Source organism: Butyrivibrio sp. AC2005, from assembly GCF_000424145.1.
GTDB lineage: Bacteria > Bacillota > Clostridia > Lachnospirales > Lachnospiraceae > Butyrivibrio.
On record NZ_AUJI01000033.1, the window covers coordinates 34,440 to 61,190 of the forward strand.

Genomic DNA, 26,751 nt, shown 5'->3' on the forward strand with positions numbered 1-26,751 from the left:
CCGGAGCATGAACAAAATCAGCAACTCCGGGGATATAAAATGCTATTATCAGCCTCAATACTTGTATCCGCAATCTGCTTTTTCCGGGCCGTCAACACCTGATTCAAAATGTGCCCGAAATTCCATGTTTATCTCGCGTATTTCTTTAATGCCATCTATATATGGCTGATACATTTCTATCAGGCCCGCACTGCAGCCATCACAGGAACCATTTACATTCCCGATAGATTCGGCAACAATCCTCTCCCTTTCTTCACGTGTTGTATCCTTAATTAAAATTGAATCCATTTTACATCATCTCCATAACAACTAAACTATTCAATCATCTTACAACCGAAGAATTCCTATAAATGTAGAACTCCTCCTGGCTCGGCATCCATTTCTTTTCCTTAGGAGTAAAAGTCTTATCAAATTCCTCAACAGCTGCTTCATCATCGCAGCAATCGGCAGCCGTGCTCGGAATATACATCCATTCATGCCCATCAAGTGCACCGGGTATCATTTCACACACCAAAAGCGCTGTAGGAAAGTTTCCTTTCTGAAAACAGCTGACGTTTTTCTTTTTACAGCTGACAAATCCGCGAGTGACATAGTTACCTGGATTTCCGAAAATTATATTTACGTCATATCCCATTTTGCGGGCAGCTTCAAAGGAATGCTCAATCAGAACCTTGCCAAGCTTCAGTCTCTGATACTCAGGCGCAACACAAAACGGTCCAAAAGAAACGATTTCTTTTTTCATTCCGTTTTCATCTTCAATCCATGCCTTGGTGTACATGATATTGCCGATAATCTCACCATCCTTTTCCAGCACAAAAGCAAGCTCCGGAATAAAATCAGGATGATTTCTCATTGTGTGAACATAGTAATGCTCATCTGCACCAGGCTTATAGACATTCCAAAACGCATTACGGGTCAGCTCTTCAACTGCTCTGTAGTCCTTCTCTGTTTCCAATCTGATACTTATATCATCAATAATCAATTTTTTCACATCAGAAGGTTTTTCTGCCAAATAGGTCGCTCCTGCAGCTGTAAGCTCTTCGCTGTCACCATATCCATACAGAACGCCAATAGAATCAATGCCAATCTCGTTTGCAGCCAAAATATCATTTTCTCTGTCACCCACCATAACCACATGGGACAGATCTGTTATCCCGCAGCTATCCAAAGCATACTTGATTACATCAGTTTTGCGCGGACGTATCTTGTCATCTGCCGCAGCTACAAAATCAAAGAATTTCTTCAGTTCAAAATGCTCAAGTACTGTCTTTGTTCCGACTTCATTCTTTGAAGTCGCAACTATCAACTTCTTTCCTTCACTTTTCAGATCTGACAAAAGCTCTACAATTCCGGGATAAACGCTGTTTTCAAGAACTCCGCCCATATTGTTATAGTAGTCTCTATAAAGGACAATTGCTCTGTCAGTGTCCTCCTTTGAATATCCCAAAAGATCCCCAAAGGAGACCTTCAGCGGAGGTCCGACAAATTTGCGCATCTCGCTCCTGTCAACCGGCTCCCTTCCCATTTTCTCTATGGCATATTCAAATCCATTCATGATCCCCGGGCCGGAATCCGTCAAGGTACCATCCAGATCAAATATAATATACTGATATTTGTCACTCATTTTTCATACCTCAAGAATAATGATCGGTTTATCTGTAATCTCTCTGACAGCCTTTGACTGAACAAAGATTGTCTATTTCAATAAAAAGATAAAAATAATGGAGCCAATGTGAAGCTCCATTAATAATTATATACTCTATATTTATTTAAGCCATTAAATAACTCTAAATTATCAAACTATTTAATAGATATATTCTGCTAAACATGTTATAGACTTGAACAATTCTTTTTCAATAATCCCCATACCAAACACACCTGACAGAATATATCCTGTTACCATAATCCTTGAGCTTGGTGAAACTATCCTTTAATGGATCCATACAGATATATTCACCATTTTCAGCTCCTATGATCAAAACAAAATGATGGTAACTGAAAAGAGATCTTCTGTGCACCTTTACAATCGGATAATGCCCTTGTGCCAGGCATTCATCAATAGCGTCGGCATCCGGTTTGCCATAAACCTCGGCGTTGAAGCCCGGCAGTTCATCTAACTTGCCCCATTGCATATTTCCGTCATTATCAAACACACCGTTATCAGACAAAAATGCCACCAATTGCCCAGGATCAAGAGGATTTTCACTCTCGGAAATGGCTGTTGCTATGCTGGTAGTTATGCATCCGGATGATTGCATCGTAAATTCCGACTCTCCAAGATAAAGATCCTTCCACTTTGGATCATCCTGTCTGTAGCTGATTAACCCTTCTTCCACCTTATATTCTGTCTGGCATTTTACATTCACGCCGCCACGGTTTTTAATCAGCTGTGAAAAAATCACCAGTCCTATAATAACAATTGCTGCAATCAGCAGTACCTTTCTAGTCTTATCAGTTATTAAACACCTCTTCATCTGAACCACCCCTTTGGTCAGCGGCCTATTGTCCGTCACATTTTAAATCCTCTTCACGGATGGCGGCTCCCTCTCTAAAAATTTTATCAGCTTCTATAATACAATATTCCAACGATATTTTTCAGCATATTTCCCACACACCCAAAAAGTATCAGTATATTCTTGATATTTATGAGTTTGCGGACAATCTCTATGCACACGTAGGGATTGGTAACATATACTAACACCGAAAGCCTTAGCTGTCTATAATACCTGTGGTATAAAATCAGTCCTTAGCCTTAAAGTTATAAATCGGCTTCATCACATCTACAATCTCCACGGACTCCTTGATCACATCAATGATATCGTCAAGCGATTTGTACGCCATAGGTGCCTCATCAATTGTTGCCTCGCAGACAGAAGACGTGAAAACTCCCTTCATTGACTCTTTGTATTCCTCCATTGAAAGGTTGTTCTTGGCTGCAGTTCTGGACATAATCCGTCCTGCGCCATGCGGTGCCGAATAGTTCCACTCAGAATTACCTTTACCAATTGCAAGTACTGATCCATCTCTCATGTTTATGGGGATAAGAACCTTCTCGCCCTTGTGAGCAGCAATTGAGCCCTTTCTTAAAATCATCTCATCAGTATCAATGTAGTTATGGATTGTATGAAAAGCCTCCCCGCCTGCAAGTCCAGACTTATCAAGTAAAATCTCTGCCATCTTTTCGCGGTTTCTCCTGGCAAATCTCTGACATATCTCCACATCGTGAAGGTAGTCGTCAAGATATTTTCCTGATAAGTAGCAAAGGTCCTCGGGCATAGTGGACGGAAACGCAACATACTTTTTATGATAGAGCTCCTTAAGTGCAGTCTGAATCTCATTTCTTCTGCCCTGCTCCTTGTAGGTTCTAATGAGCTCATCCCTCGCCTCGAGGTAATCTCCTATACCTTTTGCAAGGTCTACGGCCAGGGTCTGATAAAGCTCCGCAACCTGTTTCCCGAGATTTCTGGAGCCTGAGTGGATGACAAGATACTGCGTGCCATCAGCCGCTCTGTCCACCTCTATGAAATGATTGCCACCGCCGAGAGTTCCAAGAGATCTCTCCAAGCGCTTAGTATCCTTAAGCTGTCTGTAGCAGCGAAGCTCCGTGAGATCAAATCTCTCAATTCTCCCCTCCCACACATCTCTTCCGGAAGGAATCGTAAAAGCTGCCATATCAAGCTTCTCAAGGTCAATGTTCTGTTTTCCAAGATTAACTGTGTACATGCCACAGCCAATATCCACGCCGACCACGTTGGGCACTGCCTTGTCTGTAATGGTCATGGTTGTTCCGATTGTGCAGCCCTTCCCGGCATGAACGTCAGGCATGATTCTTATCTTGGAGCCTTCCGTCATAGGGTAGTCGCACATTCTTCTTATCTGCTCTATTGCCTCGTCCTCTACTACCTTGGCGTAGCAAAGAGCTGTATTTACTTTCCCTTTTATCTCTATTGTGTTCATTGTTTTATCCTTTTATCGGAGCCGGAAGGCTTGCTTCCTCCCGGCTGTTTTCTATTTTTCCGGTAAACCTATGCTGCTATTTTTTCATAACGTGCCGCTGAAAGGACGCTCATCATGAATTTGTAAGGTTCTAAGTTGCCCTCTTTTAACATTGAAAAGATCTGCGGATTGCAACCTGATACAAGCGCAACGCCACGATCATTCATTTTTACAGGCTGCTGCTGATTACGGCTGTTCACGTTCCAGAAAACTATCTGAGGAAGCTTATAGCCGTATCTTGCAAACTGTGCCTTCGCATTCTCGAAATTGGTCATCTCGGAATTTTCAGCACAGTAGTCGAACTCCATGTCAGAGATTATGTAGAGCTTCACCGGCATATCAGCCTGTGTGAGTTTATTATCCACGGCAGTTCTGAGAATGAGCATAAAGGTCTTTTCTATATTTGTGTTGCTGACTTCATTGAAGCCCATGCAGTAGCGGACCTTTTCCACGATATCCCTTCCCTTGATCCCGATGAGTCTGGGATTCTTTGAGAAGGTGATGAAGTGATTGTGAAAAGCGCCTTTATTTCTCTCGGCAAAGTAGATACCAAGTGATTGCGCAACTGCTGCAGGAACCGGATTGCTACCACCGTACATTGAGCCTGAACCATCAACCACCACAAGAGAATTCTCTGAAACGGTGAAGTCAGGAAGGGCGTTCCAGGTTGCGTTCATGGCACGTCTCTCATCCTCTGTAAACTGCGCTCTGCTTATCACAGGTGCTATCACATCGTAAGGAGTAAGGGTTCCTGTGTGCATCACTGTAGGATCTGCCTCTGCCCTTTTAATAAAAGCCTGGTATCTCTCCTGATCATTTCTGATGAATGCCTGTCTGTATTTATAAAGTGCTTTTGAAGGCTGCTTTTCATAATCAAAAGTGTAGTCCTTCTTGCGAAGGTTATTCTCTATTATCCTGATCTGAGCTCTGAGTACTGAAAGAGTCTTGCGGTACTCTGCATCTGTCATCCCCGTTGCTCTTGCAATCTTTTTAGCGTTTCTCACTGCATCCTTGTTGCTTGTATTTACAGAAGGGAGCCATTTTGCTAAAAGTGATATCTCTGCGTTGTCGCCGTTTTTAGCAAACTCATCCATGTCATCTCTTAAAGCCTTCTCTAAATATGCCATAACCTCTTTTTCCACAGGTGTATCAAGTAAAGCCATAAGGTCATCGTATCTGCCATATTCAGCCACGTTCTCAATATTCTTTTTAACAGATTCAGGCTCAGCAGCTGCCAAATGCTTAAGGATTACCTTAAACACTCTTCTCTCGCCGAGGCCACCTCTGATATCTCTTGCAAAGAAAAGCATCTTCATTGCAAGATCAGCATCCTCAGCGTATGCTCTTGTGAATCTGGTTATAATATCTTCTTCAGAAGCATTTCTAAGCGCTCCGATTGTAGCAAAAAGGTCAAGGCAGTCGGACTGTGTTGAAACGTGAGTAGCTGCGCCATTCTCTGTATATGTTTTGTTTGCTTCTTTCTTTAAGAATGATAACATTTGTAGTTCCTCCTTCATCTACAAGGTGCCCCAGGCATCACCCCGGTTTCATAATTGACAGTTATAATTTATTTGCTGTATGCACCTTAACAATATTCTATAGTGTCGCTCACAGAACTGCAGCTTCCATGAGCCTTGCAAGATACATTTTTTACGCGCGCGGGTTCTTACCTCTGCCATGCCTAAGTCATGCTACAGCTGACTTTTCAACGCGTCCCCAGTTTAATTGCTGTTAGTATCTTCTTTTTTATCAAGACACATACACCCTTCCGGGTTGGAGCGGGATTTGAACCCGCGATCACGAATCAATGATTCGGTGCTTCACCACTTAGCTATCCTGTATTGATTGCTGCCTGTGTCTTTGTTGTGATTAAATCATAGCTCTTAATAATGGAGATAAAAAGATGCAGATTGACCTGTTATTGCAACCCCAATATAATATTATATATGGCATATTTTTGTTGTTTTATATATATTTTACAACCCCATTTAAGAGGCGCAATATGACAGAGAAGTATAAAATCTATCTTTCAGAGGATACAAAATCAAGACTTATAAACGACGCTGAACTCTTCGAGTTCACCAAGAATGATGAGAGCGTGAACCTCAACGCTTTTCTTAAGACACTTATTGTTAACTACTTCGATCAGTACAGACATGACAGCGAAGCCTTGCTCTCCAATATAATGCAGGATCTGACCGATCTCACTTCAATAACAAATAAGGATGCTGCTGTTTTGGCAGAAAAAATCGTAAGTACATATATAAAAAATGACAGTCTTCAGAGTGGCAAAAACTCTGCCCTGACACTGACTGTTAGTGGCTCTTCCTACGACATCCTCAGGATAATTGAGAACAACATGCTAAAGGACACATCACTTTCCCAATACCTTAAAGATATGTTCAACGCGTACCTTTCCATCCCAAGAAGTGAGCGAGAAGCCATCATTTTCAAGGACAGTTATGAGGATATAACCAGAGCATTAAAAGAGCACAGGATTCTATCTTTTACAACCACAACCTCCGGAACGGACAAAGCATATCATGTGGAGCCCTATATCATTGCACCTTCCAAAGAGGAACAGTGCAACTATTTGCTATGCATAGACAGAAAAGTCCGCAAACCCAGAACCTTTCGGATTTCAAGACTAAGAAGCGTTTTTGTAACCTCTGATACATTTCCAATAAATTCTGACATACAAAAAGAGCTCCAGGAAAAAGCTATCCGGAGCCCTCATTCTGTATCACTGACAGTTGAAGCAGTTGTAAAACTAAATCAATATGGTGTGCGTAAGTTTAAAGCCATTACCAAAAACAGACCTATTGTATCAAAAATAGAAGGAGACCTTTATTACTTTGACTGGCCTGAACTGCAGCTTGAAGAATATTTTAAACGGTTCGGAAGAGATGCAATAGTACTAAAACCCGAATCTCTCAAAGAAAGCATCCGTAAATTCTACTATTACGGGTTAAGAGAATACAGCAAATGAGCTTTTTATTAATCTCTTCCTCTCGCTTTCAATAGTGTTTGCAACCGACCACTATATCATAAACAAAAATATGCCCTACCACCAACATTAACGGCAGGTATGAGGTCCTATATAAATAAACTTGGCATTTCTTCAAAATCATGTATAATTTGCAAGTATGAAAACAGATATGTAAGAGGAATTATAAATGTCTATTTTGAATAAAGCTAACAGCATTGAAAATTTTCTGCCCTACAGTCTAATCGCTATGGATATGGACGGAACCCTTCTTACCTCAGATAAGAAGATTCTCCCTGAAACCCTGGCTGATCTGTCATGGGTAGCTGATAAAGGAGCATATCTTTCCTACGCAACAGGCAGAGCACTCGTGGAAATGAAGGAATACTTTGAGATAACACCAATGATCCGCTATGCCATCTGCTATAGCGGAGCAATAATCTATGATTGCATGGATAAAAAAGTTATTTACAGAAAGGAAGTACCTTCTGACTGCTTCGAAAAGATAATTGAAGTTGCTGATAAATACAGTGGAATGCTCACTTTTCTCACAGAAAATGAATCCATAGTGTCTTCCGCCGATATCAACCACATGGACGATTTCCATATGGGAGTTTACCAGCCCATGTACCTTAAAGTGACAAGGCAGGTTGAAGACATGGCTGCTGAAATCAAAAATCACGATTCCATCACCAAGATAAATATATACTTCAGGAATCAGGAAGACCGCCACCATGGATATGAGGAATTAAAAGACCTTCCACTTACATTTGCACTGGCAGAAGAAACAAGCCTTGAAATGAATGCCCAGGGAGTATCAAAAGGAGCCGCCCTTAAGATTCTGTCTTCTCTTCTGGGTATCACTATTGAAGAAACAATGGCTATCGGAGATGCAGACAATGACCGAGATATGCTTACCACCGCAGGCATTTCTATCGTCATGATGAATGCCCGCAGCGATATAAAAAAGCTGGCAAACTATATCACAAAGGACAGCGACCATAATGGAGTCGGAGTTGCTATCAGAGACTATTTTGATTTTTAATATCCATGTCATTTTGGTCCTAACAAACGATGAGTCTTATTAATATAGCTTCATGTATCCAAAAATCCTCTCTGTAAATATCCGCCCAAACACTCCGCTCAAACATCCGCTCAAACACCCACTCAACCGCACAAAAAACGGCACCTCATTTACGAAGCACCGTTCAGCATAACACTATTACTTTTTTAATAACCCGCCGGCAAGATTCTTAATATCTCCCAGATCCAGTTTGCCATCAGCAACAGCGGCCTGCACCATCTTGATGTCTGATTCACTAACATCAATGTTTACCTTCTTAAAAAGTTCCTTTGCCTGCGCCGGATCAGCCTTTGCAATCTGAGCCATAAGTTCCTTGTTCCCACTGATCTGTTTGATGATTTCCGCAATGTCTGCCATACTTAACCTCCTTTTTTATGAAAACTTAATCCATCCTTTTCCCGAAATATATTTTTAACAATATTATACTCTATCAGCCATGTAAATGGGCAAAAGAATAACCCGGTCAACTCTGCATTGATCAGGTTACTCATATCACATATGTGTATTTTGTCATTCAGCATCAATTTACAGATACATTATCAGCAAATCTGATAAGCTCTGCCTCAATCCTGTTATAGTCTGATGCATCAAGTCTTCCAAATGGCTTGTGATATGATGCAGCATTTATGAACCCAAATTCTTCCATGATGCTTTCAAATATATTTCTCATAATCATCAACCTCCAATCACAAAATCAACAAATACCTCTCTCTTTTTCTTCTCTGTTATCATCTTAATACCGGCTGTCCAACAAATGTCCAACCACAATTAAAACGTAACAAAGCGCCAATAATCTTCAATTATTCCGAAGATTACTGGCGCCATCCACTCCGCCTCCACCCAGCAGACTAGAATTTGCCGCATTAACGATTCCATCAACCTTAAGTTTAGTTATATCTCCCACATGGTACTTGATGCTACTTATGTATCAGCCTCCTTATCTGTGCCATCTTCTACAACAAGCACAAACATGTCATCAGGCTGCTTGCATCTTGGACACACATCAATGTCGCGGATGCTTTTACCTTCCTTTTCCTCGTCAAAAATGTAACCGCATGCCCTACATCTGTAAACTGCCATAAGCACCTCCTCAGTAACTGGCCATTACTTTAGCCTCTTCAAATAGAAATATTTGCTAAGCTTTGGGTCTGCATCTTCACGAATAAATTCCAATTCATATCCAAGCTTTTTATAAAACTCCGGTGCCTGAAACCCAAAAGTTGTAAGTGCTATTTTCTCGTAACCTTTTCCTTTATATGCATCTTCTACAGCGGCAACAAGTTTACTGCCAGCTCCGGATTTTCTGTATTCTTTTCCTACAATCAAATCTCCAATATGGACCTCGTTGTAGTACGCACGGCCTGTTATTACTCCTGCAATCTTTCCATCATCTTCTGCTGCAAAACAAAATTCTTCAAAGTTAAGTTCCACATCACAATCCGTAGCATAATCTGAGAACTCTATGTTAATGAACTCACCCGTTCTGTCATCTTCTGTAATTCGCTTGATTTGCATTAATTCCTCCCATGAACATTTATATATTTCTAAGTATAAATCTTTCTGTCTCAATTGTCTGTATCCCGCAATGCTTCATTTTCATCCATCCTTCGTCAACAGACTAAATACTGCCAGGTTATTATAACCTGGCAGTACCCCTAAAAAACATGAAACCATGTATTTATATTAAATTGTACTTATGCAGATGCATGCTCTGCAAGATAATTCTCAAATTCCTGATTATATCCCCGGTAACTAACCTTAAGTGGGAATCTGAAATTCATTCCAAAAACACCCAGGAGTGACTTAGCGTCCACTGTCAGATGATTATATGAAATATCTACGTCAAAATCACATTTAGAAGCCGCTCTTACAAAATCCTTAACCTGCTGGGGATCCAACTTGATAAATTTACTCATAGTCATAGTACTCCTTTCTTCGAAAACCATAGATCACAACATCGTTTCCGAATTGCCCATCCAGTATTTCCGAAACCAAACTATCATCTTTTAACTCGGATTACCATATGGCATCAGAGTTAATGAACATCTTGTACCAAAGTGTACGATACATATCGAACATTTTTATATCAGATGTATGCTTTTTTTATCATTTTTCATAAAAAGGAGTCTAATTTATCATGATCCGGAATTTTATACTTATTAATGTGAAGAAGATGCGGTTGCTGCTGATGTCGATGCAATCATTATCGCAACAAGCATAGCTGTCTGCTCTGCTATTATCATTGCAAGTGCCCCACTCGTTACTGAAGCATCTGTAACAGAATTCTCCTCTGAATATACACTGGATATCACCATAGCTCCAAGCATAAGCTTTGTCTGCCTGCTCATATCTAACATACCAAATCCCTTTTTACCATTGAAAAATTCTGCAGCTTCCGCTATCTCAGATACCAGCTCCTCAGCACTCCTGTTTATATTGATCAGAGTTCCAAGAGATGCAAGCTCATGTTCTTTTCCGTATTTTAGACCTGCTGCCTTAAATGCATTATATATTTCAAGAACCTTGTCCCTCTTATCCTCATAGTTTCCATCATATACAGTAAGTACCTGGGTAAGTGAATATGCAGCATTCTCATGAAGTGAAAAGCTTTTCTTTATGTATTGGTATGCATCTTCAAGCTCCGTAAGGATTTCCTCCACACCTTTATCTGTCATGGCGAGCAACACAGCAAAACTGGTATCCTCATCAGAAGTAATGAAAGGATGATTTTTCTTCATTCCGGTCATGATGGCATTAGTTTTCTCAATGATGGCATCTGCCTCTGAAAACTTGCCTACATCACAGATTGACATAGCTGCAAGTACCCTGTATGTTGATCCAAAGAATTTGCCCTTCTGGAACTTGTTATATACCTCTACCAGCTCATCTATATATTTTTCGGGATCACTGCTAAGCGCCATTCTTGTGGATACAATAAGCTCATTATTGCCACGGAAATATGAAAGCGCACCCTGCTTATCCCTTAAAATCTTTCTGCACTCCTTCAGATACTCCACATCCACTTTCTTTTCCTTTTCTGCAAAAGCAGCTCCGGCTACAGCCTTCAATAAGCTATTCTCAAGCTTAAACCCTTCATGGATAATATTCCTGTTTTCAACTAATAACTCACATCTCTTCTGAATTGTATCTTTCATCATATTTGTCTCCTCCGTTTTTGCTATGTCTGCCATAGATCTGTTATCCCCTGCGCGCAAATCAGACTATTTCAAAAAATTATTTATTTGTTCACATTATCATATGGGTTAAATCCAACAGGTTCCTCTGTTTCATATTGCTGTGACTGCTGATAGCCTACAGGCTCATCATTTCTGTATGTCGCTGTGGTATCGACCACCCTGTCATGGTTATATGACTTGTCCTCTATATAACTTGGATTGTCGTTCATGACCAGCGCTGCGATTATGTATGCAGGAATTCCAAATCCCGTAAAGAAAACAGCTATTCCCCATCCAATGCGTACCCACGTAGGATCAACACCAAAATACTCAGCTATGCCTCCGCATACGCCACAGATTTTTCTATCATTACTTTTATAAAGTTTCTTTTCACTCATAACACATACCTCTTTGTTTTCCAAAAATGAATTAACGTTTCTTTAATGCGATATCTCCTTCAGAATCTCCGCAGCCTTCTCACTTCCATGCTTCGCGGCATATGAAGCCCATTTCTTAGCCTTGGCAAGATTAGGCTTATCCTCCTTACTCCCTTTAAAATATGCCTCCGCTACCTGCTCAGCTGCTTCTATGCTTCCCTTCCCAGCCTTATCGATCAGATCAAGCAACTCCAGCTTCTTTTCATCAAGTATAATTTCGTCCTTCATTCTATCTCCTTCCTGCCTGAATTATTCCCATTACAAATCTCCTCTCCAAAAATACTTTTTACATACTCTACAATGATACCACGTTTTTAGGTGTCATATACATAAGGCTTGATGCTATGCATGAAACCGATCTTAATTTTGATTCACTGTAATATGAAAACTGCGATAACCTTCAGGTGCCCCCCTAAGGTTATCGCAGTTTTTTCTACTTAAATATATTAAACATAATTCTCTTTTCTTGGAGTTGCATACTTAGCAGGTTCTGCAGCTTCTTCTGCTTTCCAATACCTTTAATGTTTCGTTCATAGTAGCCTCCATATCATTTAAATTTCTGTCGCGCTGTGAACCAGCTTTGCATCTACCGACTCTACTCCCTGAAGAGAAGGCTTAAGCTTTTCAGCTGTTTTTCCTATACCACTTCCACCTGATGTTGCGAATGCATGGACTGTTTTACCGGTCCAGTCATAACCCTTGCAGAAAGTATGAACCACCCTGGGCGCCTGCCCGTACCATATCGGGAATCCAATGTATACTGTATCATAGCTCTCAAAAGACTCTATATTCCCATTTACAGGAACGTCTTTTCCACCTATTTGCTCTCTGTTGCATCGTGCCAGTGGATTCGTCCATCTGATATCAGCAGCTGTATAAGGCTCCTGTGGAACTATCTCAAAAACATCCGCGCCAATCCTTTCGGCATAATCCTTCGCCACCTTTGCTGTTGTGCCTTCAGCACTGAAATACGTTACAAGCGTTGCCATTACGCACCTCCCATCTCTAAACGGTCATAGTTTTAATACATTTTGTCATATTGCATTGTGTGCAATATTTATTATAACCTTTCAGATTCAAAAATCAAGTGCATGATTATGCATCTACTCTTTTTTATCATGGCTCTTATAAAGCTTCACTCAGTTTTCCAGGTATACCTCTTGGACCTCTCACTGCATATATTCCATATACTTCTTTAAGCTTTTCAAAAGTGAACTCTTTCGGTTCATATCTTTTTAAAAGCCTTATCTTCATCAGGGCAGTTATTTTCAGATTCTCATCTTCAAAATCGTATGGAATATCAGTTTCCGTAACAATGCATTTATACATAATCGCAGAAACCGGTGATCCTACATACATATATACGATGTCATCGCAAATAATCCCGGCACCCTGCTTCCATTCAATCTCATCTGTATCATCAAAAGCATGGACTATATCATAATACTTGGGATTTGCAGGAACCAGCCATTCCTTGGGGCTTCGACTGCTCTTCTTCCTGCTTCCGGCAGCACCGGTTCCCGTTATAAGCCTCTTTATTTGAGATTCGGTAGCAACGGGATATATCTCTTTTATGTAATCTGCTATAGCCTTCCTGGATTCTTCGGGAGTTTCGCTGTATCTTGACGTTACATGCTCATATCCCCAGATAGCTTCAGGCTTGGAATAAATAGCTATCGGCCATCCATAGAACTCACCCTTCTTATTCTTCCTTTGTCTGAAATCCCGAACACACAGATAAGTCTTCATCTGAAGTTCCGTCATAGTTCCGTCAAAGCCCTTCTCGCCACCTTTGCCAAATCCTGCCCAGGCTTTGATTTCATTGGAATATATATCGTCCTCGGACTCAAAAAGATCCATTATCTTTTTTTGTCGTCTCGAAGCTTTCTCATCATCCCATAGGGCATCAAAATCGTAGCCATCACGCCTGCAATTTGTGAAAAATGGCAGCCACTTTTTTGAAATGAATCCGGCCTTCTTTTCAAAAAACTTCCCATAAGCTACTTCTCCACTTCTGGCAATAAGTTCGCGCCACTCCCAGGGATCAACTTCCGGATTACCACACCACCAATACTCCGGCACAGTTCGTTCTTCTAATGAAAATCCCGGAATATCATTTTTGAAAAGAGGCAAAAAACCTATCTCATTTATGTAGTTAATTGCATCCTGAACCGTATGTAAGCACTCGGGATCATCCCACTCCACGCCATACATGATCCATGTTCCACTTTCATTACCCATATAATAAATACCTCACATTTGCCTGATTTGTTCTTCCAAGGTTTACTGCTTCTTCAGCTGTCTCTCCGAATTATACCCTGCCACCTACAGAGTACAAATACTCCGGCCTTATATTGTTCCCAACCATAAGGAATTTTCCATTCTTCAGAATAATTGCTCCTACTCTGATGTTAATAAGTCCGTTCTCACACGGCACTGTCATGTCTTTACCCATATTCAATTATTCTCCTTAACTTATTCGATATTTTCTGCTTCTCTAATCATATCTGTGGTTTATAGCAAATTACACTTTCAAGCTGATTGTATTCCTTGCCTTCTTCAAGCTTAAACGCATGTTGCTTTGCCACTCCACCAAACCAGTTATACGGAAGATCATTTTCTGTTTCTCCATTTGCAATCTCGACAGCTCCCTGCCTCATGCATCTGAGTAGTGAAATGTCATCAAAGCCTGTCGCATGTCCATGAAGAATTACATCAGCTTCATTTTCAAGAAACATGATCTTATCAAGAGCTTTCACATATTCTTCCAGTTTAGGACATTCATCCAGCTGCATCCACAAGTGATGGTTTACGGAATCTCCGGTGAAAAGTATCCTGTCCTCTTTAAGGAGCAGCAATATTCCTCCAGGTGTGTGTCCCGGAAGATCGTATATCTCCAGAGTTTTTCCGCCAAGATCTATAACATCTCCACCTTTTACCGGTTTTAATGAAGGAATTGAAAGCCCTTCTTTTTTACAGTTATTTACAAATTCGGGATCATTAAAGAATGATGATGCCATATCAAAATCCTTAGGATTCAAATATGCCTCATCAAAATAGACATTTCCAAAAATATGATCCGGATGACCATGGGTATTAACTACAATAATCGGTTTATCCGTAATCTCCCTGACAACCTTATGAAGGTCATTGTAGCCATTCATGGTGTCGATCACACATACTTTTTCATTCCCCACCACAATGTAGCCGGTTGCTTCATGGGCCTCATCCATAAGATACAGATAAGGTCTAAGCTGCTTAACAAACAATTCTTTTTTCATATGATTCCCCTCCCCTAATAATCAAAAATCATATCTCTTTATCTCACAGTTTTTTATACCAAACGAAGAAAACTCCTCATTATCCATCTCCCTGAAATATGACTCCAATATCCTTGATATTCCATTATGTGCAACAAGGATATATGTCTTGTCATCCTCTTTGATATCGTCAAGAAGATTGTAAATACGCTGTGCAAGATGGAGCATGGATTCACCGGTTCCAAATCTGTTTGCCATGTCCTTCTTGGCTTCATGAAATTCCTTACCATCTCTGGCAGTAGACTCATACCTTCCAAAGTTCTGCTCTATGAGTCTTGGTTCTACCCTCATGGGGATTCCTGTAACCTCGGATATGTGTCTCGCGGTTTCTGAAGCCCTGACAAGAGGTGACGTAAGAATCTCATCTGCCTTAATCCCGGTTTCAACAATCTTTTTTCCCGTCTCAATAGCCTGCTGATGACCGAGCTCTGTCAATTCTATGTCAGTTGCTCCACATATCTTGTTCTCAACATTCCATACTGTCTGTCCATGCCTGATAAAATAAAAATGTCCCATTACTCCTCCGTCACGCTCTTTGCAGATTTCTTTTCACAAAAATTATTTGCACTTAATTATATCTTCAATTATCGCATTACCAAAGTCCTGCAGTACATCAAAATCCATAGCCCTGATATAGTATTGCTTAAGCTCATCATAATCATCACTTTTCTTTCTTACCCATTTGATAATCTGACAAACAGATTATTAAGATTAAAACTGTTTGTGTAGGTAACTTCTTTTGCCAATCCCATGACAATCCTTATTCCAAAGCCGCTTTTATCATTTCCGTTTTCCTGCAGGATGTGATAATAATTCATCGGATCAAAATAAATACAATTATCTTTTACGTTCAAAATAATTTCATCTTCCAAAAATATAATCTTAAGCAGTATCCTGACCTGATTATCCTTCCGTACTCCATGTTGCAAAACGTTTTTTACCATTTCTTCCGTAAACAACGACATATATAGAGCTTTTCTTTTAACTATGTCCTCCCTGAGACAGATTTCATATATTTCTTTGGAAACTTCAACGCATTCATCAATATTTTTTATCTGATATTCATGTATTCTTCCGATATTTTTAAGTCTATCCTGCGGTTGGAAAAGAAAAATGTCCACACCGCTTTTAAAACTCCCTTTGGCAATGTAAAAAGCATACAGGAAATGTGTGAAAAGCATCAGGACGTAACAAACCGTGTATGAAAAAAATATCCCGTCGCTACCCAAAAGATTAACCAAAACATATGCCGCTGTGCCGACATAAATAACATTACATAAAACATTTGTAATAGCAGTATATTTTGCTCTGCCAATGGATTGGATATACTTTTTAAAAATACAGGCGACAGTATCAGGAAGAAAACAAATTGAAGTAAGTCGTATGGCCCGTGCACAGTCCTGAACAAATAACCGGTCATCTTTATATGCGAAAATTCCGGCTATTGGCACTGCAAAGATACCTGAAAGAATGCTCATAAGCAGGAGAAGACTCCCGCCATAAAGCACGGCAGTTTGCAGCAGTGACTTCTGACCACTTAAGTCTTTTTCCCCGTGAAGAACTCCTCCCAGCAAAAGAACAGTGTCACCTATTCCACCAATTACCGCATCTACAATCGTTGTAAAGCTGTTAACGACCGCCATGATAGCAAGAATATTCGTGAAAGGAATAGTAAGTGCGAGACGGTTAAAAAATGCGGTACGCACAACAATACTCCCGTAATAGGCAAAAGAGGGAAGTCCATTTTTTACAATCCCAATCAGACAGTCAACATTAAAATTTTTCAGCGAAAAGGTAAACATCCGGGAAAACTTTAGATAATACAAAACCAGTCCTGCAAAAATGGTTATATAAGATATAGATGTAGCCATCGCCATTCCTAACAAACCTCCGGAAAATACAAAGAGATTCATCAAATCGCCTGTGGCATTTACAATCACAAGGAAAAAAGAAAGAATGACTACCAATTTCTTTTGACCTTCTAACTGCAGCATGGACAACATTATGTTCATTAGAAAAATAGCAGGTATACCAACTGCATACGCTCTTAGATAGTCGGAAGAATCTGAAATCTGTCCCTCGACCGAAGCACTGGCTCCTAGAAAAACAACTATCTGTCTTGAAAAAATAAAAACGATAGCAGCAAAAACACAGGCAAACAAAGTAGCAGCACGCAAGGATGTATGGAAGTACTCCTCCGCCTCGCTTACCTTTCCTTTACCAATCATGTTAGAAACACTTATCTGAGTTCCGATGGAAAAAACAAAGCTGAGAGCCATAACCAGAGAACCGACAGGTAAAATAAGAGCATATACTTTGAGCGAATACGTTCCAAGCATTTGCCCTGTCAGAACACTGTCAATCAGCTGATTGCAGGGTTGTAGCAATCCTATTAAGCTATTCACAACCACCAGCTGAATAAATAGCTTTTTTAATATATCATTTGGTTTATGATAAATTCTCATAGATATTTTTAAGGCCGGCTTTTTCTATACGACTTTGGATTTCACTGACATCTGTGGTATACAGGTGTCTTTCCTTCATCATTTCAAAGAACACTCCTCATGCAAAGGTAAATCTGTCTTTATACGCTTTCTTATCAATGAACTGTTCATGTGAATGGGAAATTATCAGGCCTACTGCAAGGCTATCAGGTAATGTAACAAGTTCAAGCCCCCTTGCATATCTGACTGCATTGTGTCCTGCCAGAGCTCCCGTAACAACGGCCTCGGTGTGTCCAATAAGTGGCGCTCCCTTTTCGCCACCGCAGAAAATATTTTTCCATCCCTCTGCACAGGGAGCACACAAGGCAATGCCCTGTTTCTGCCAATATGCACGGACATGTATCAGATGCATAGTTTGAACATCCGGTAAAAACCTTCAATGTGTCCTCACTCCTTCTTTATTCTGTTCTCTCATCACGGCATCACCGTATTTTCCGCATAATATCCCTATGAAAATTATCGCGTATTCATATAAAAACCTGGTAAAGCAACAATAAAAATACAATTAAAAATGAATCTCTTTCCCTTCCATATATTCAACTGTTACCTGTTTGCCTTGTATTTCAAAATCTGGTTCCACATTTAGGGCAGAACTCAAAATCCTCAGCAGTTTCATATCCGCATTGTCTACACCTTTTATAACCTCTTGCATATCCGTTTCCATCCATCACTCTTGTCAGATGGCACTGCTGAATTTCAACTTTCTCTCCCCTTGCAATAGCCTTGCCTATTTCAGGATCAAGCTCATATACTGTACCGCAGCAGCTTGTCTGAACATAGTACCGTTTGCTCCACTTGAATGTAGGAATGAAGAAAAGAGACAGAACCATATATGTCATGAACACATTGAAACGACCATACTTTCCACAGATTGTACAGGTCACAAGCTGATTAAAATCAAAATCTTTCCTGCCTTGCGTTATTCCCATTATGAAAAACATTTTCCATTACTCCTTAGTCAGAAACCTCTTCTTAGCTTTTACCACTTTTCCAGTATCTTCCGATAATCAATCGTTTTGGCGACTTTTCTATAAACATCTCTGCCTCAATCCTGACTCTCATCGTTATATCCTCCCAAACCAAATAAAATTTTCACTTTACTTTCTTATGAAGCCCTCATCACCTTCATAATCATCACTGATAAATCTCTCAACTGTCATATGAAGATCATATTTCTCACGGAGCTTTGCCAGCTGCCCCATCATCGGCGATGCATGGTGTGCATCAATAGCAGCCTGATCTGTCCATGAATCTATGAGGAGAACTGTCTCAGAATCCCCTATTGGCTGGAAATACTGATAGCGAAGATTTCCTTCCTCATTTCTGATTGCTTCAGCTATCCCTGATGACTCCATTTCATCAGCAAAAGCTCTTGCATTGCCATTTGTTCCCTTGTAATAAAGATTAACAGTTATCATATCCTAAATACCTCATTATCCCTGAGTTACTCTATCGACTCAAGATATTCCACAGTCTTCCCATGTTTCAATGCATACTCAATCTCAGACCTCGTACTGTCTCCTATATAATTTCCAACATTTATGACATAAATACCATCTGCCATATCTATCTTACGTTTATGCATATCGTCTAACATTTCTTTGGTCTTGGTAAGCGTCCCTTCATCCATGTTCTCCCAGACTTCCTGATCCCCGGAATGTCCGAACAGCCCAACGCTTATCACAATGCACCCCTGCAGAGTCAGTCTCTTCTGAACTTCCATGAATTCATTCTTAAAACGCGTACTTCCACAAAGAGTTATTACCTTGTATCCTCCAACCATAAACAAGCCTCCTAAAAATCACATACCAACATTATAACGTAAAAATCCCCGGAGCATTGACCAAAATCATCAACAACTCCGGGGATATTTATTTTGGTTCCAGCCACTTGGCTTTACTTCAGATATAGAGCCACGCTCCTTAGTGGGCATCATATCCCTGCCAATGCATGCCATAGCAGGAGTACACCTACCAAGCTCATCAAGTTCACCATATTTCTCATAGGATTTGCTTGTTAGTTCTGAATCAATGAAAACAGGCTTGTTATCATTTAGAGGCACAGAATCACTACCACTATACGGAAGTATCGATAATACTGTCTCTTCATGGTCAGTTGTTTTTGCATATGTCGCGACGCCGACAGCTGACAATGCAATCAATACAGACGTAAGGGCAACCATAGCAGATGTATGCACTATTCTATTTGTAATAAAGTTTCTCTTCTTCATAGCCAAACCAACCCTTCACCGTCTCAATTTCCTTCACGTATCCCTCATCGTCATTAGGTGTTTCCAATATAAACGGCAGTCCTTCGAAAGCCGGATGCATTGCAAATCTCTTCATTGCTTCCATGCCTATCATTCCCTGTCCGAGTTTTTCATGGCGGTCTTTTCCGGAGCCGCACTCATTCTTGCTGTCATTGAAGTGAACTGCCTTAAGTCTGTGAAGGCCGATGATCTTATCAAACTGATCAAGCACTCCGTCCAGGTCACCTGCGATATCGTACCCGGCATCCCAGGTGTGGCATGTATCGAAGCAGACTCCGAGTTTGTCATTAAGCTCCACAAGGTCAATTATCTGCCTGAGTTCCTCAAAGCTCCTGCCGACTTCTGAGCCTTTTCCTGCCATGGTCTCTAATAGAACCGTCGTTTTCATCTCCGGCCAAAGGGCATTATTTAGTCCCTCCGCTATCTGACTTATTCCTACATCTGCCCCCTGTCCTGTATGCGAACCGGGATGGAAATTGTAAAACTGATTTGGAAGGTATTCCATTTTCTCCAGATCCTTCTTCAGCATATCAAGTCCATTCGCTCTCGTATCAGGATTTGCAGAGCATAGGTTCATGGTGTAACTTGCATGAGCAACGAGTTTTCCGAATCTCTTTTCAGAGAGGAGCTTCTCAAGTGCTTGGGCATCTCTGGGTTCTACATCCTTCGATTTTCCTCCCCTGGGGTTGCGTGTAAACCATGAAAATGTATCTCCGCCAAAAGCTACCATCTGACGTCCCATAGCTTCATATCCATTTGTAACTGATAAGTGACAGCCTATGTAAATCATTTCTTTTCATTCATCCTTTCAAAAATCAAATTCACAAACCTTTCACACTCTCCCCGCATATTTTTAGTTTGGCTTCCATGCCTAATAAGAACAACCTTCACCTACACCCTCCGATAAAAACATATCTACAATTGAGTACTCCTGTGTTTTTGTAAGATTACAAGATTTTCTCATTTGTTGCCTCTTGCGTTTATCATACGCTCCATCTTCACATGAGGAATTCCATCCTCCATAAACACATCCGAAACCACCTCAAAGCCTTCTTTTGCATAGTATCCGATAGCATAGTCCTGAGCTTCAAGATATATTTTTTTCGCTTTAAGCCTGTTTATAGCAACATCGACTCCCTGATTAAGCATTGCTCCTCCAATGCCTTTACCATGCTCTAGCGTAACAACTCTGCCAATCTGTGCCACACCTGCCGTCTTATCATGATCTTTCCAAAATACTCTAAGGCACCCTGCAACCCTTCCAGAATCATTCCAGCAAAATACATGTATTGCGTCCTGATCTTTGTCATCCAGATCCTGGTAAAGGCACTCCTGCTCAGTAACAAATATTTCAAATCTTGTTTTTAAAATCTCATAAAGCTCTCTTGTACTGAGCTCATTAAAATGCTTAACTACGAAATCCATCTTCTTCTCCAAACAAATTGTCCTATTTTACAACAATGACTTCATCATTATCATGGTCTTATATTCCCTTTTTCAATATTCTCCTGAACCAGCTTATCTGTCACTTCCTCATACAGCTTTTCAGATCCTAATCTTGTCTTGCTCTGTCTTCCATAGATCTGTTCTGCTGTTACCTCATGCTCTTTCCAATCATCTCCGCCATTACTGTTATTTAAAATAAGCGGCTGCAGATTGTCCATGGCATGCGCAAACTTTGACTCCGGTGTCTGATATTCTTCGAACTCGTCAAAAAGCGCTATCAGTTCCTCTTTCTGATCCTCAGGAAGAATAGAAAAAATCCTCTCTTTTGCCTTATCCTCCCTCTCCTTCTGAGTCTTAAGGCCTTCCTCATCATAAGCGTAGGTATCACCTGCATCTATCTCAACGACATCATGTATAAGACACATGATCATGACCCTTGCTATATCAACAGGTTCATTAGAATACTCCTTCAGCAAATAAGCCATAAGAGCCATATGCCAGGCGTGCTCAGCATCATTCTCATTTCTGCCGTGACCTGACAAATGTGTCTGTCTGAATATATTCTTTTCCTTATCAACTTCCAGTGCAAAATCCAGTTGTTTCTTAAGTCTATCGTCCATCGTATCCTCCTGATATTTCCATGAATAATTATACCCATGAAAAAGACAGGACACAATTCAAAGAAAACTGCGTCCTGCCGATTGGTGTTATCATTAATTTAGTGCATCTGGCTTCTGTTCCGATGCCTTTTTCTTATCAATCATTGCTCCGACCATCATACCTGCAAACATTCCAAGTCCTGTTCCAAGACACATGCCTGTCGATACTTTTCCGGACAAGAGATAACTTGCTAAACATCCAACTACAACTCCTATGCCCATCCCCAAGCTCTGACCCAGTATCATATATCTGTGCCTGGCTCTGTTCTTTTCAATCTCTTCCTTGTTCTTTTCAGACATCTCCTTGACGTTTTTGGAAGTCGCTACGCCAAACAATAGATAAACTGGTGCAAGTACTCCGATCAATGCGATGAATAACCAGATTTTAGGTGTCATTAATTCAAGCCTCCTCTTTTAAGTTCTACTAACAAGATAGATTAAAATTACTCTCTTTTCGAAACTGTCCTTGACTGTTTTCAGAAAAACTTTATTATTTTTTTTCGTTGATGCTATTATATTGGTAACTGGATATAGAATATATATCCACCATTGCGATATTATTATTTCTATTTTCCGTTTATGGTAATTTATTAAAAAACAGAGGTGATTCCATGTCAACGTATGCTATCTCAGATCTTCATGGACAATATCATATCTTTCAAAAACTCCTGGATGTAATCCACTTTTCAGATGATGACTTTATGTATGTGCTGGGAGATGCAATTGACAGGGGCCCGGATGGAATAAAGATATTACAGACCATAAAGGATGCTCCAAACATGGATCTTCTCATAGGCAACCATGAATTCATGATGCTCAATGCCGTCGCACCAGATGGTTCCATTGACAATACTCCCGGAAAAGATTCCTACCTTTGGTTATACTCAAATGGTGGAGAAGTTACTTTTGAACATTATAAGGAATTATCTTTAGATGAACGAAAAGCCCTTCTTAATTGGCTGAACACAAGAGTCCTTACAACTCTTGCAGACATAGGTAATACAACATTTTGCCTTACCCACTCATATTTCAAGGTTGCACTTATCGATACAAAATTTGAAGATATCGGCTATCAGACAGTATGGAACATCGTATGGAAAACACCTTATCGTCCTGACATTTTTGTAGCAACTGATGATTACATTGAAAATGATTGGCAGTTCATCATAGGGCATGTTCCAGTTCAGCGAGTTGCCGGTCTTGATACAAAACTTCAGGCATTTCATGCCCAGAACATAACCCTCATCGATGGTGGCTGTTCCTACAGAGATCGGGGAGTACTTAATGACAATGAGTATGGTGTCATATGCATACGGCTCGATGATATGAGTGAAATAGCACTTACATTTCCCTCATAGTGAAATATTATACATTATGTGATGCGTGCGATAAAGCATATCTTTCATGATATACCCTGCCCTTATAGTATTCGCTGTAATCTTTGTCGCGGTTCTCCAATTATTTAGTCAAAACCATACATTCTGTTGAATCTGAAAATCCTATTCTTTCATAGAGTGGTCTTCCTAGTGTGGTTGCATCAAGACTAATTTCAGTGTCACCTTTCTCCCATGTTTTCTCTATTAACAACTCAACCATCTTTTGAGCAATTCCCTGCCGACGATATTCATGTCTTGTGTAGACATTCATAAGATGAGCTCTTTTTCCTGTTGGGTGATCAAATGTTGGCATTATTCTGAGAAAACTCATGGATGCACAGCCAATAACAGCATCACCATCAATAGCAAGAACAGTCATCTGATCTCCATTCAAAAAGTAATCGCGACTTTCATTTATTATTTCATCTGAATACTCGTATTCTTCTGGTAGATTGTTCACAACCTTTAGCATTTCAAAGCGAATACTCATCAAACGTTCAATATCATTTTTTGTTGAAATTTTTATTTCAATCATTTTTTCATCTCCTCATTATAAGAATAGCTCCATGTAATATACAGCGTTACGAATTTATGACCGTGATCTTCATTATACGTTCCTCCGGGATTTCTTCGTATTTGACTTGCATTCTTAAGTCTTGGTTCTTTTTCAAGAATCTGAGTAGAAAGCATTCCCCTCATGATCTTTTCCCCAGTCTATATATGGCATTTTTCTTCCTCCAACAATGATTATCTTCAAAGATAACATACTGTCGCATTTCATTCTGCTTCTGTTCTGCTACTATTTTTGAACTTGTTATAGTGGCAGTTGATTTTAATAAGGCTATCCTGCCCTTATTGTAGTTTGTTAAATAGTAGCAGTGCTTTTTATATCTGTCTTTCTGCCTCTATTCATTTTTTATAAATATAGGCAGTTTATTTTATCTTAGATATTCTGCCTATATCGTAAACACCTCAAAAGAGGCAGAATATCAACTCTAATTTCAACTGCCTATAATAGATTTATTCGGAATATAGGCAGAATTCATCCCAAATAATCAACTGCCTATATCAGCATTACTCGAGATAAAGGCAGAAACTATTCTGAATAATCAACAACTATCCGTAACATTCTAGCATTCTAGACAGAAGCATATTTACTCCTGTTCCAGCTGTGCATTATCCTACTGAAATTTTATATCTCTACCTCAAAAGGTGCTTCGACATCAAAAACATCACTGTAGAAGCCAAACCAGCTAAGTCCCTCCACAAGGCATTTCACATTGTAGCTTTCTTCCTCATCAAAATTAAATTCTTCACCGGAAGCCTTCTTTATCTCAAAGACATCAATGATATTTTCCATCAATACTACATTGACCATCATTTCCAGATGCTCAAGTTCTTCATCGGTTATGGTACATTCAGTCCGGTATCACTTAATGACTGTCTGCATATACTTTTCCATATATGCCCGTCTTTCATTCACGTCATTATTCCATGCGATCCATCCAAGACCATGGGACCATAAATTGGCAATATCATATAAATACCAACAAGTACGGCAGTTATCGAAATCAAATACATTGATTTTTCCTGTATCATACTCAATATTGTAGTTTCCATCGCTATTAGGAAATTCATCTGTATTTTTTTGTTCATTTCAGTATTCCTCTTTATCGCGTCCATATATTTTGAACCATGGAATTCAATCGGCTCCCGTAAATAGCGTTACTATTCACAGTTAATGACATTGATTCACAGTTTTTTCCTGTCCCTGAGCTTCATGCTCAGCATCCTTTGTGCCATCAATCTCAATCATCACAATTTCCGGATGATTGAAAAATCTCGGATATGGCGTACTCTCACGCGCCAGCCCCCTGCTGATAATCATCTCAGAACCGTTTTCCATTTTATAAATGCCATCAATAAGCTTTGGGAAATACCCCTGATCCGGCGCCATTACCCCAAGTCCTGTGAAGGGAATTCTCCACTGTCCCCCGTGGGCATGTCCGGAAACAACAAGGTCAAAGGAATACTTCTCATATACATAAACCTTTTCCGGCCTGTGTGACAAGAGGATCCTGTAGTGATTGCTGTCGGAAGCAGCATCTGCGCCATCCAGCTGAGCTGTCCATTCTTCTTCAGGCATGTAGGTGGGATCATCAACTCCGCAGATATCTATGCTGTTTCCTCTTATCTCGATTGTACTTGAATCACCCTGAAGTACCACTACGCCTTGTGATTCAAGGTACGCTTTCATCTCTTTTTCTCTTTTACTCCAGAACTCGTGATTGCCCGTCACATAAAAGCATGGGTACTTAGGCGCGATCGCCTCTATAAATGCCTTGGTGTTATCATCATCAATTTTGTCATCAAAAATATCTCCGGATAAAAGAACTGCATCCACGCTCTCTGTTTCCAGCATGGAAGTCAGCTGTGACTGATCCTTACCGTAGTAGCAAGAATGCAGATCTGTGACCAGAGCAAATCTCACAGCCCCCTCTATCTTACCGTTACCGTCAATGCTAATTTGCTCAGTAACCGGCCATTCAAACCATGCTATAACTCCGATCAGCACCAACAGTATCAAAATCATAAATACTACAATCTTTTTAGTCTTACCCTTTTTCATTTCCACTCATTTCAATCCTCTTTTACTTCTTTAATATCAGCGAAATCGCTAGCAGCAAACACACATTTTATCACAAACATAAAAAATGAACCAAATAGCGCGCTATACGTGGATTGGTTCATAATATTTTTGTGTGTTTTTTATTCAGTTTATACACAGTTTTTAAAGCAATTATCTTTTTCATTAAACTGAATATAATCGCTATGCTTTCACAAAACATGATAATAAGGACAGATATTCTCAAAAGTCCCATCCTTCATACGAAACCCGCCTGGTATCGTCCCGAGTTGAACAAATCCAAGTCTTTCATATAAATGCCTGGCATGTATATTACTCTCGACAACAGCATTGAACTGCATTACTCGAAATCCAAGTTCTTTGGCTTTTTCCAAGCAGTCTGTTACAAGCTTTTCTCCAATATGCTTTCCTCGACACTTTGAGCTTACCGCATAGCTGGCATTACAAATATGTCCACATCTGCCTACGTTGTTTGGATGCAAAATATACAGTCCTACTATCTTTCCATTGTCTTCAGCCACACCCGTATAGCTCTGTGATCTAAAGAACTCTTTCCCGGTTTCTTCCTCAAGCATGTCTTCTTGAGGAAATGCAATCCCGTCTTCAACAACCTCGTTCCAGATGCTTATCATCTGTTTAATATCTTTTTCTGTATATTCTCGTATAAACATTTAATTGCTCCTTATGTTGCCTATCCTCAGCTCTACTTCTTCTGATGTAGGCATACGATGTGACGCATAGCATGTCTCCATCACAGCCGCATTCATTTCATCTTTTTAATAATACACGTAATATTCCTTCAAACAACTGCCGATATCTATACTGTCAAAATCATTCTTTGGAGGGATATC

Annotated in this window: 37 protein-coding genes, 1 tRNA gene and 2 pseudogenes; 3 read left to right on the forward strand and 37 right to left on the reverse strand. The window is 40.1% G+C overall.

Features of this window, described 5'->3' with window-relative positions; genetic code table 11:
- Nucleotides 1–54: 54 nt before the first annotated feature.
- The 7 genes and pseudogenes from G602_RS0110500 to G602_RS0110525 all read right to left on the reverse strand — a co-directional run bounded on the left by G602_RS0110500 (nt 55) and on the right by G602_RS0110525 (nt 5,833).
- Nucleotides 55–288, reverse strand: coding sequence for a hypothetical protein (locus tag G602_RS0110500; RefSeq protein ID WP_026658971.1), 234 nt, complete (start codon nt 286–288; stop codon nt 55–57).
- Between the two features lie 34 nt (nt 289–322).
- Nucleotides 323–976, reverse strand: a complete 654-nt coding sequence (locus G602_RS32060) for a GNAT family N-acetyltransferase (protein ID WP_026658972.1) — start codon at nt 974–976, stop codon at nt 323–325.
- Nucleotides 977–1,021: 45 nt separating this feature from the next.
- Nucleotides 1,022–1,624: pseudogene (locus G602_RS32065) on the reverse strand (HAD-IA family hydrolase); the annotation flags it as partial.
- Between the two features lie 229 nt (nt 1,625–1,853).
- Complete coding sequence (locus G602_RS0110510; RefSeq protein ID WP_026658973.1) at nt 1,854–2,474, reverse strand: hypothetical protein; 621 nt, start codon at nt 2,472–2,474, stop codon at nt 1,854–1,856.
- Between the two features lie 265 nt (nt 2,475–2,739).
- Complete coding sequence (locus tag G602_RS0110515; RefSeq protein WP_026658974.1) at nt 2,740–3,957, reverse strand: RNA-splicing ligase RtcB; 1,218 nt, start codon at nt 3,955–3,957, stop codon at nt 2,740–2,742.
- A gap of 68 nt (nt 3,958–4,025) precedes the next feature.
- Nucleotides 4,026–5,495 (reverse strand): DUF2828 family protein, encoded by a 1,470-nt coding sequence (locus G602_RS0110520; protein ID WP_026658975.1) that lies wholly within the window; start codon nt 5,493–5,495, stop codon nt 4,026–4,028.
- Between the two features lie 274 nt (nt 5,496–5,769).
- A tRNA-Asn gene (locus G602_RS0110525) sits at nt 5,770–5,833 on the reverse strand.
- A 165-nt stretch (nt 5,834–5,998) separates the two neighbouring features.
- On the opposite strand from G602_RS0110525, the gene G602_RS0110530 reads away from it, so the two are divergent.
- Both G602_RS0110530 and G602_RS0110535 read left to right on the forward strand, forming a co-directional pair.
- A complete protein-coding gene (locus G602_RS0110530) occupies nt 5,999–6,985 on the forward strand; it encodes a WYL domain-containing protein (RefSeq protein ID WP_026658977.1) in 987 nt (328 codons plus the stop codon).
- A gap of 187 nt (nt 6,986–7,172) precedes the next feature.
- On the forward strand, nt 7,173–8,027 hold the full coding sequence (locus tag G602_RS0110535) for a Cof-type HAD-IIB family hydrolase (RefSeq protein WP_044931802.1): 855 nt from the start codon (nt 7,173–7,175) through the stop codon (nt 8,025–8,027).
- A 177-nt stretch (nt 8,028–8,204) separates the two neighbouring features.
- Here the strand turns inward: G602_RS0110535 and G602_RS0110540 are convergent, their stop codons facing one another.
- From G602_RS0110540 to G602_RS0110670, 24 genes and pseudogenes are all read right to left on the reverse strand, one after another.
- The gene (locus G602_RS0110540) at nt 8,205–8,423 is read right to left on the reverse strand and encodes a hypothetical protein (RefSeq protein WP_026658979.1); all 219 of its coding nucleotides are present in this window, start codon (nt 8,421–8,423) and stop codon (nt 8,205–8,207) included.
- Between the two features lie 163 nt (nt 8,424–8,586).
- Nucleotides 8,587–8,736 (reverse strand): hypothetical protein, encoded by a 150-nt coding sequence (locus G602_RS30335; protein WP_155829800.1) that lies wholly within the window; start codon nt 8,734–8,736, stop codon nt 8,587–8,589.
- A 147-nt stretch (nt 8,737–8,883) separates the two neighbouring features.
- Nucleotides 8,884–8,991: pseudogene (locus G602_RS32070) on the reverse strand (RNase III inhibitor); the annotation flags it as partial.
- Nucleotides 8,988–9,146, reverse strand: a complete 159-nt coding sequence (locus G602_RS30340) for a hypothetical protein (protein WP_155829802.1) — start codon at nt 9,144–9,146, stop codon at nt 8,988–8,990. The pseudogene G602_RS32070 and the gene G602_RS30340, both read right to left, overlap by 4 nt.
- 24 nt (nt 9,147–9,170) lie before the next feature.
- Nucleotides 9,171–9,581, reverse strand: coding sequence for a GNAT family N-acetyltransferase (locus G602_RS0110560; protein ID WP_049945173.1), 411 nt, complete (start codon nt 9,579–9,581; stop codon nt 9,171–9,173).
- A 179-nt stretch (nt 9,582–9,760) separates the two neighbouring features.
- A complete protein-coding gene (locus G602_RS0110565; protein ID WP_049945174.1) occupies nt 9,761–9,982 on the reverse strand; it encodes an HPr family phosphocarrier protein in 222 nt (73 codons plus the stop codon).
- A 243-nt stretch (nt 9,983–10,225) separates the two neighbouring features.
- A complete protein-coding gene (locus G602_RS0110570) occupies nt 10,226–11,224 on the reverse strand; it encodes a DUF4003 family protein (RefSeq protein WP_196808643.1) in 999 nt (332 codons plus the stop codon).
- A gap of 80 nt (nt 11,225–11,304) precedes the next feature.
- Nucleotides 11,305–11,640, reverse strand: coding sequence for a PspC domain-containing protein (locus G602_RS31895; protein ID WP_044931804.1), 336 nt, complete (start codon nt 11,638–11,640; stop codon nt 11,305–11,307).
- Between the two features lie 42 nt (nt 11,641–11,682).
- Complete coding sequence (locus G602_RS0110580) at nt 11,683–11,907, reverse strand: hypothetical protein (protein WP_026658983.1); 225 nt, start codon at nt 11,905–11,907, stop codon at nt 11,683–11,685.
- A gap of 323 nt (nt 11,908–12,230) precedes the next feature.
- On the reverse strand, nt 12,231–12,668 hold the full coding sequence (locus G602_RS0110585; RefSeq protein ID WP_026658985.1) for a flavodoxin: 438 nt from the start codon (nt 12,666–12,668) through the stop codon (nt 12,231–12,233).
- Nucleotides 12,669–12,804: 136 nt separating this feature from the next.
- Nucleotides 12,805–13,920 (reverse strand): AlkZ-related protein, encoded by a 1,116-nt coding sequence (locus G602_RS31900; protein ID WP_330369142.1) that lies wholly within the window; start codon nt 13,918–13,920, stop codon nt 12,805–12,807.
- A gap of 70 nt (nt 13,921–13,990) precedes the next feature.
- A complete protein-coding gene (locus G602_RS26175) occupies nt 13,991–14,134 on the reverse strand; it encodes an NUDIX hydrolase (protein ID WP_044931830.1) in 144 nt (47 codons plus the stop codon).
- Nucleotides 14,135–14,180: 46 nt separating this feature from the next.
- Complete coding sequence (locus tag G602_RS0110600) at nt 14,181–14,960, reverse strand: MBL fold metallo-hydrolase (protein WP_026658986.1); 780 nt, start codon at nt 14,958–14,960, stop codon at nt 14,181–14,183.
- Nucleotides 14,961–14,981: 21 nt separating this feature from the next.
- Nucleotides 14,982–15,515: a histidine phosphatase family protein gene (locus tag G602_RS0110605; protein WP_026658987.1), complete on the reverse strand. Its 534-nt coding sequence runs from the start codon at nt 15,513–15,515 to the stop codon at nt 14,982–14,984.
- A gap of 158 nt (nt 15,516–15,673) precedes the next feature.
- Complete coding sequence (locus G602_RS0110610; RefSeq protein WP_081675970.1) at nt 15,674–17,464, reverse strand: MATE family efflux transporter; 1,791 nt, start codon at nt 17,462–17,464, stop codon at nt 15,674–15,676.
- Between the two features lie 97 nt (nt 17,465–17,561).
- Nucleotides 17,562–17,855, reverse strand: a complete 294-nt coding sequence (locus G602_RS0110620) for a hypothetical protein (protein ID WP_026658989.1) — start codon at nt 17,853–17,855, stop codon at nt 17,562–17,564.
- A gap of 211 nt (nt 17,856–18,066) precedes the next feature.
- On the reverse strand, nt 18,067–18,444 hold the full coding sequence (locus G602_RS0110625; protein WP_026658991.1) for a zinc ribbon domain-containing protein: 378 nt from the start codon (nt 18,442–18,444) through the stop codon (nt 18,067–18,069).
- Between the two features lie 156 nt (nt 18,445–18,600).
- The gene (locus tag G602_RS0110635; RefSeq protein WP_026658992.1) at nt 18,601–18,921 is read right to left on the reverse strand and encodes an antibiotic biosynthesis monooxygenase family protein; all 321 of its coding nucleotides are present in this window, start codon (nt 18,919–18,921) and stop codon (nt 18,601–18,603) included.
- Between the two features lie 26 nt (nt 18,922–18,947).
- Entirely contained in the window at nt 18,948–19,286 is a 339-nt protein-coding gene (locus G602_RS0110640) for a hypothetical protein (protein ID WP_026658993.1), read from the reverse strand.
- Between the two features lie 69 nt (nt 19,287–19,355).
- Complete coding sequence (locus tag G602_RS26180; protein WP_049945175.1) at nt 19,356–19,733, reverse strand: hypothetical protein; 378 nt, start codon at nt 19,731–19,733, stop codon at nt 19,356–19,358.
- Nucleotides 19,705–20,562 carry a deoxyribonuclease IV gene (locus G602_RS26185; RefSeq protein WP_044931805.1) on the reverse strand — a complete coding sequence of 286 codons (858 nt, stop codon included), beginning with the start codon at nt 20,560–20,562 and terminating at the stop codon, nt 19,705–19,707. Before G602_RS26185 ends, G602_RS26180 begins: the two co-directional genes overlap by 29 nt.
- A 170-nt stretch (nt 20,563–20,732) precedes the next feature.
- Nucleotides 20,733–21,197 (reverse strand): GNAT family N-acetyltransferase, encoded by a 465-nt coding sequence (locus G602_RS0110660; RefSeq protein ID WP_026658994.1) that lies wholly within the window; start codon nt 21,195–21,197, stop codon nt 20,733–20,735.
- A gap of 50 nt (nt 21,198–21,247) precedes the next feature.
- Complete coding sequence (locus G602_RS0110665) at nt 21,248–21,838, reverse strand: HD domain-containing protein (RefSeq protein WP_026658995.1); 591 nt, start codon at nt 21,836–21,838, stop codon at nt 21,248–21,250.
- A 93-nt stretch (nt 21,839–21,931) separates the two neighbouring features.
- Complete coding sequence (locus G602_RS0110670; RefSeq protein WP_026658996.1) at nt 21,932–22,273, reverse strand: hypothetical protein; 342 nt, start codon at nt 22,271–22,273, stop codon at nt 21,932–21,934.
- 215 nt (nt 22,274–22,488) lie between these two features.
- Between G602_RS0110670 and G602_RS28875 the strand changes: the two genes are divergently transcribed.
- Nucleotides 22,489–23,235, forward strand: a complete 747-nt coding sequence (locus G602_RS28875) for a metallophosphoesterase (RefSeq protein ID WP_026658997.1) — start codon at nt 22,489–22,491, stop codon at nt 23,233–23,235.
- Between the two features lie 100 nt (nt 23,236–23,335).
- On the opposite strand, the gene G602_RS0110680 is transcribed toward G602_RS28875, so the two are convergent.
- From G602_RS0110680 to G602_RS0110705, 6 genes are all read right to left on the reverse strand, one after another.
- Nucleotides 23,336–23,788, reverse strand: coding sequence for a GNAT family N-acetyltransferase (locus G602_RS0110680; protein ID WP_026658999.1), 453 nt, complete (start codon nt 23,786–23,788; stop codon nt 23,336–23,338).
- A complete protein-coding gene (locus G602_RS30345; RefSeq protein ID WP_155829804.1) occupies nt 23,785–23,952 on the reverse strand; it encodes a hypothetical protein in 168 nt (55 codons plus the stop codon). Before G602_RS30345 ends, G602_RS0110680 begins: the two co-directional genes overlap by 4 nt.
- A 493-nt stretch (nt 23,953–24,445) precedes the next feature.
- Complete coding sequence (locus tag G602_RS28880; RefSeq protein ID WP_026659000.1) at nt 24,446–24,634, reverse strand: hypothetical protein; 189 nt, start codon at nt 24,632–24,634, stop codon at nt 24,446–24,448.
- Nucleotides 24,635–24,732: 98 nt separating this feature from the next.
- Nucleotides 24,733–24,909, reverse strand: a complete 177-nt coding sequence (locus G602_RS30350; protein WP_155829806.1) for a hypothetical protein — start codon at nt 24,907–24,909, stop codon at nt 24,733–24,735.
- An 82-nt stretch (nt 24,910–24,991) separates the two neighbouring features.
- A complete protein-coding gene (locus G602_RS26200; RefSeq protein WP_242835579.1) occupies nt 24,992–25,882 on the reverse strand; it encodes a metallophosphoesterase in 891 nt (296 codons plus the stop codon).
- 209 nt (nt 25,883–26,091) lie between these two features.
- Nucleotides 26,092–26,571 (reverse strand): GNAT family N-acetyltransferase, encoded by a 480-nt coding sequence (locus G602_RS0110705; protein ID WP_026659001.1) that lies wholly within the window; start codon nt 26,569–26,571, stop codon nt 26,092–26,094.
- Nucleotides 26,572–26,751 lie beyond the last annotated feature (180 nt).

Excerpts from the sequence above, each read along its gene's own strand:
- G602_RS0110620 (WP_026658989.1), bottom strand. The coding sequence starts at position 17,855 with ATGCATCTGATACATGTCCGTGCATATTGGCAGAAACAGGGCATTGCC.
- G602_RS26185 (WP_044931805.1), bottom strand. The coding sequence starts at position 20,562 with ATGATTTACATAGGCTGTCACTTATCAGTTACAAATGGATATGAAGCT.
- G602_RS0110585 (WP_026658985.1), bottom strand. The coding sequence starts at position 12,668 with ATGGCAACGCTTGTAACGTATTTCAGTGCTGAAGGCACAACAGCAAAG.
- G602_RS0110520 (WP_026658975.1), bottom strand. The coding sequence starts at position 5,495 with ATGTTATCATTCTTAAAGAAAGAAGCAAACAAAACATATACAGAGAAT.
- G602_RS0110665 (WP_026658995.1), bottom strand. The coding sequence starts at position 21,838 with ATGGACGATAGACTTAAGAAACAACTGGATTTTGCACTGGAAGTTGAT.
- G602_RS0110635 (WP_026658992.1), bottom strand. The coding sequence starts at position 18,921 with ATGATAACTGTTAATCTTTATTACAAGGGAACAAATGGCAATGCAAGA.
- G602_RS0110640 (WP_026658993.1), bottom strand. The coding sequence starts at position 19,286 with ATGGTTGGAGGATACAAGGTAATAACTCTTTGTGGAAGTACGCGTTTT.
- G602_RS0110560 (WP_049945173.1), bottom strand. The coding sequence starts at position 9,581 with ATGCAAATCAAGCGAATTACAGAAGATGACAGAACGGGTGAGTTCATT.
- G602_RS30340 (WP_155829802.1), bottom strand. The coding sequence starts at position 9,146 with ATGGCAGTTTACAGATGTAGGGCATGCGGTTACATTTTTGACGAGGAA.
- G602_RS0110530 (WP_026658977.1), top strand. The coding sequence starts at position 5,999 with ATGACAGAGAAGTATAAAATCTATCTTTCAGAGGATACAAAATCAAGA.
- G602_RS28875 (WP_026658997.1), top strand. The coding sequence starts at position 22,489 with ATGTCAACGTATGCTATCTCAGATCTTCATGGACAATATCATATCTTT.
- G602_RS0110680 (WP_026658999.1), bottom strand. The coding sequence starts at position 23,788 with ATGATTGAAATAAAAATTTCAACAAAAAATGATATTGAACGTTTGATG.
- G602_RS0110540 (WP_026658979.1), bottom strand. The coding sequence starts at position 8,423 with ATGGCAGACATTGCGGAAATCATCAAACAGATCAGTGGGAACAAGGAA.
- G602_RS0110570 (WP_196808643.1), bottom strand. The coding sequence starts at position 11,224 with ATGATGAAAGATACAATTCAGAAGAGATGTGAGTTATTAGTTGAAAAC.
- G602_RS26200 (WP_242835579.1), bottom strand. The coding sequence starts at position 25,882 with ATGAAAAAGGGTAAGACTAAAAAGATTGTAGTATTTATGATTTTGATA.
- G602_RS30350 (WP_155829806.1), bottom strand. The coding sequence starts at position 24,909 with ATGAACAAAAAAATACAGATGAATTTCCTAATAGCGATGGAAACTACA.
- G602_RS0110670 (WP_026658996.1), bottom strand. The coding sequence starts at position 22,273 with ATGACACCTAAAATCTGGTTATTCATCGCATTGATCGGAGTACTTGCA.
- G602_RS0110535 (WP_044931802.1), top strand. The coding sequence starts at position 7,173 with ATGTCTATTTTGAATAAAGCTAACAGCATTGAAAATTTTCTGCCCTAC.
- G602_RS0110605 (WP_026658987.1), bottom strand. The coding sequence starts at position 15,515 with ATGGGACATTTTTATTTTATCAGGCATGGACAGACAGTATGGAATGTT.
- G602_RS30345 (WP_155829804.1), bottom strand. The coding sequence starts at position 23,952 with ATGAGGGGAATGCTTTCTACTCAGATTCTTGAAAAAGAACCAAGACTT.
- G602_RS30335 (WP_155829800.1), bottom strand. The coding sequence starts at position 8,736 with ATGAGAAATATATTTGAAAGCATCATGGAAGAATTTGGGTTCATAAAT.
- G602_RS0110565 (WP_049945174.1), bottom strand. The coding sequence starts at position 9,982 with ATGAGTAAATTTATCAAGTTGGATCCCCAGCAGGTTAAGGATTTTGTA.
- G602_RS0110510 (WP_026658973.1), bottom strand. The coding sequence starts at position 2,474 with ATGAAGAGGTGTTTAATAACTGATAAGACTAGAAAGGTACTGCTGATT.
- G602_RS0110625 (WP_026658991.1), bottom strand. The coding sequence starts at position 18,444 with ATGTTTTTCATAATGGGAATAACGCAAGGCAGGAAAGATTTTGATTTT.
- G602_RS26180 (WP_049945175.1), bottom strand. The coding sequence starts at position 19,733 with ATGAAGAAGAGAAACTTTATTACAAATAGAATAGTGCATACATCTGCT.
- G602_RS0110600 (WP_026658986.1), bottom strand. The coding sequence starts at position 14,960 with ATGAAAAAAGAATTGTTTGTTAAGCAGCTTAGACCTTATCTGTATCTT.
- G602_RS31895 (WP_044931804.1), bottom strand. The coding sequence starts at position 11,640 with ATGAGTGAAAAGAAACTTTATAAAAGTAATGATAGAAAAATCTGTGGC.
- G602_RS0110705 (WP_026659001.1), bottom strand. The coding sequence starts at position 26,571 with ATGTTTATACGAGAATATACAGAAAAAGATATTAAACAGATGATAAGC.
- G602_RS0110610 (WP_081675970.1), bottom strand. The coding sequence starts at position 17,464 with ATGAGAATTTATCATAAACCAAATGATATATTAAAAAAGCTATTTATT.
- G602_RS28880 (WP_026659000.1), bottom strand. The coding sequence starts at position 24,634 with ATGATGGTCAATGTAGTATTGATGGAAAATATCATTGATGTCTTTGAG.
- G602_RS0110660 (WP_026658994.1), bottom strand. The coding sequence starts at position 21,197 with ATGGATTTCGTAGTTAAGCATTTTAATGAGCTCAGTACAAGAGAGCTT.
- G602_RS0110515 (WP_026658974.1), bottom strand. The coding sequence starts at position 3,957 with ATGAACACAATAGAGATAAAAGGGAAAGTAAATACAGCTCTTTGCTAC.
- G602_RS26175 (WP_044931830.1), bottom strand. The coding sequence starts at position 14,134 with ATGGGTAAAGACATGACAGTGCCGTGTGAGAACGGACTTATTAACATC.
- G602_RS0110500 (WP_026658971.1), bottom strand. The coding sequence starts at position 288 with ATGGATTCAATTTTAATTAAGGATACAACACGTGAAGAAAGGGAGAGG.
- G602_RS0110580 (WP_026658983.1), bottom strand. The coding sequence starts at position 11,907 with ATGAAGGACGAAATTATACTTGATGAAAAGAAGCTGGAGTTGCTTGAT.
- G602_RS31900 (WP_330369142.1), bottom strand. The coding sequence starts at position 13,920 with ATGGGTAATGAAAGTGGAACATGGATCATGTATGGCGTGGAGTGGGAT.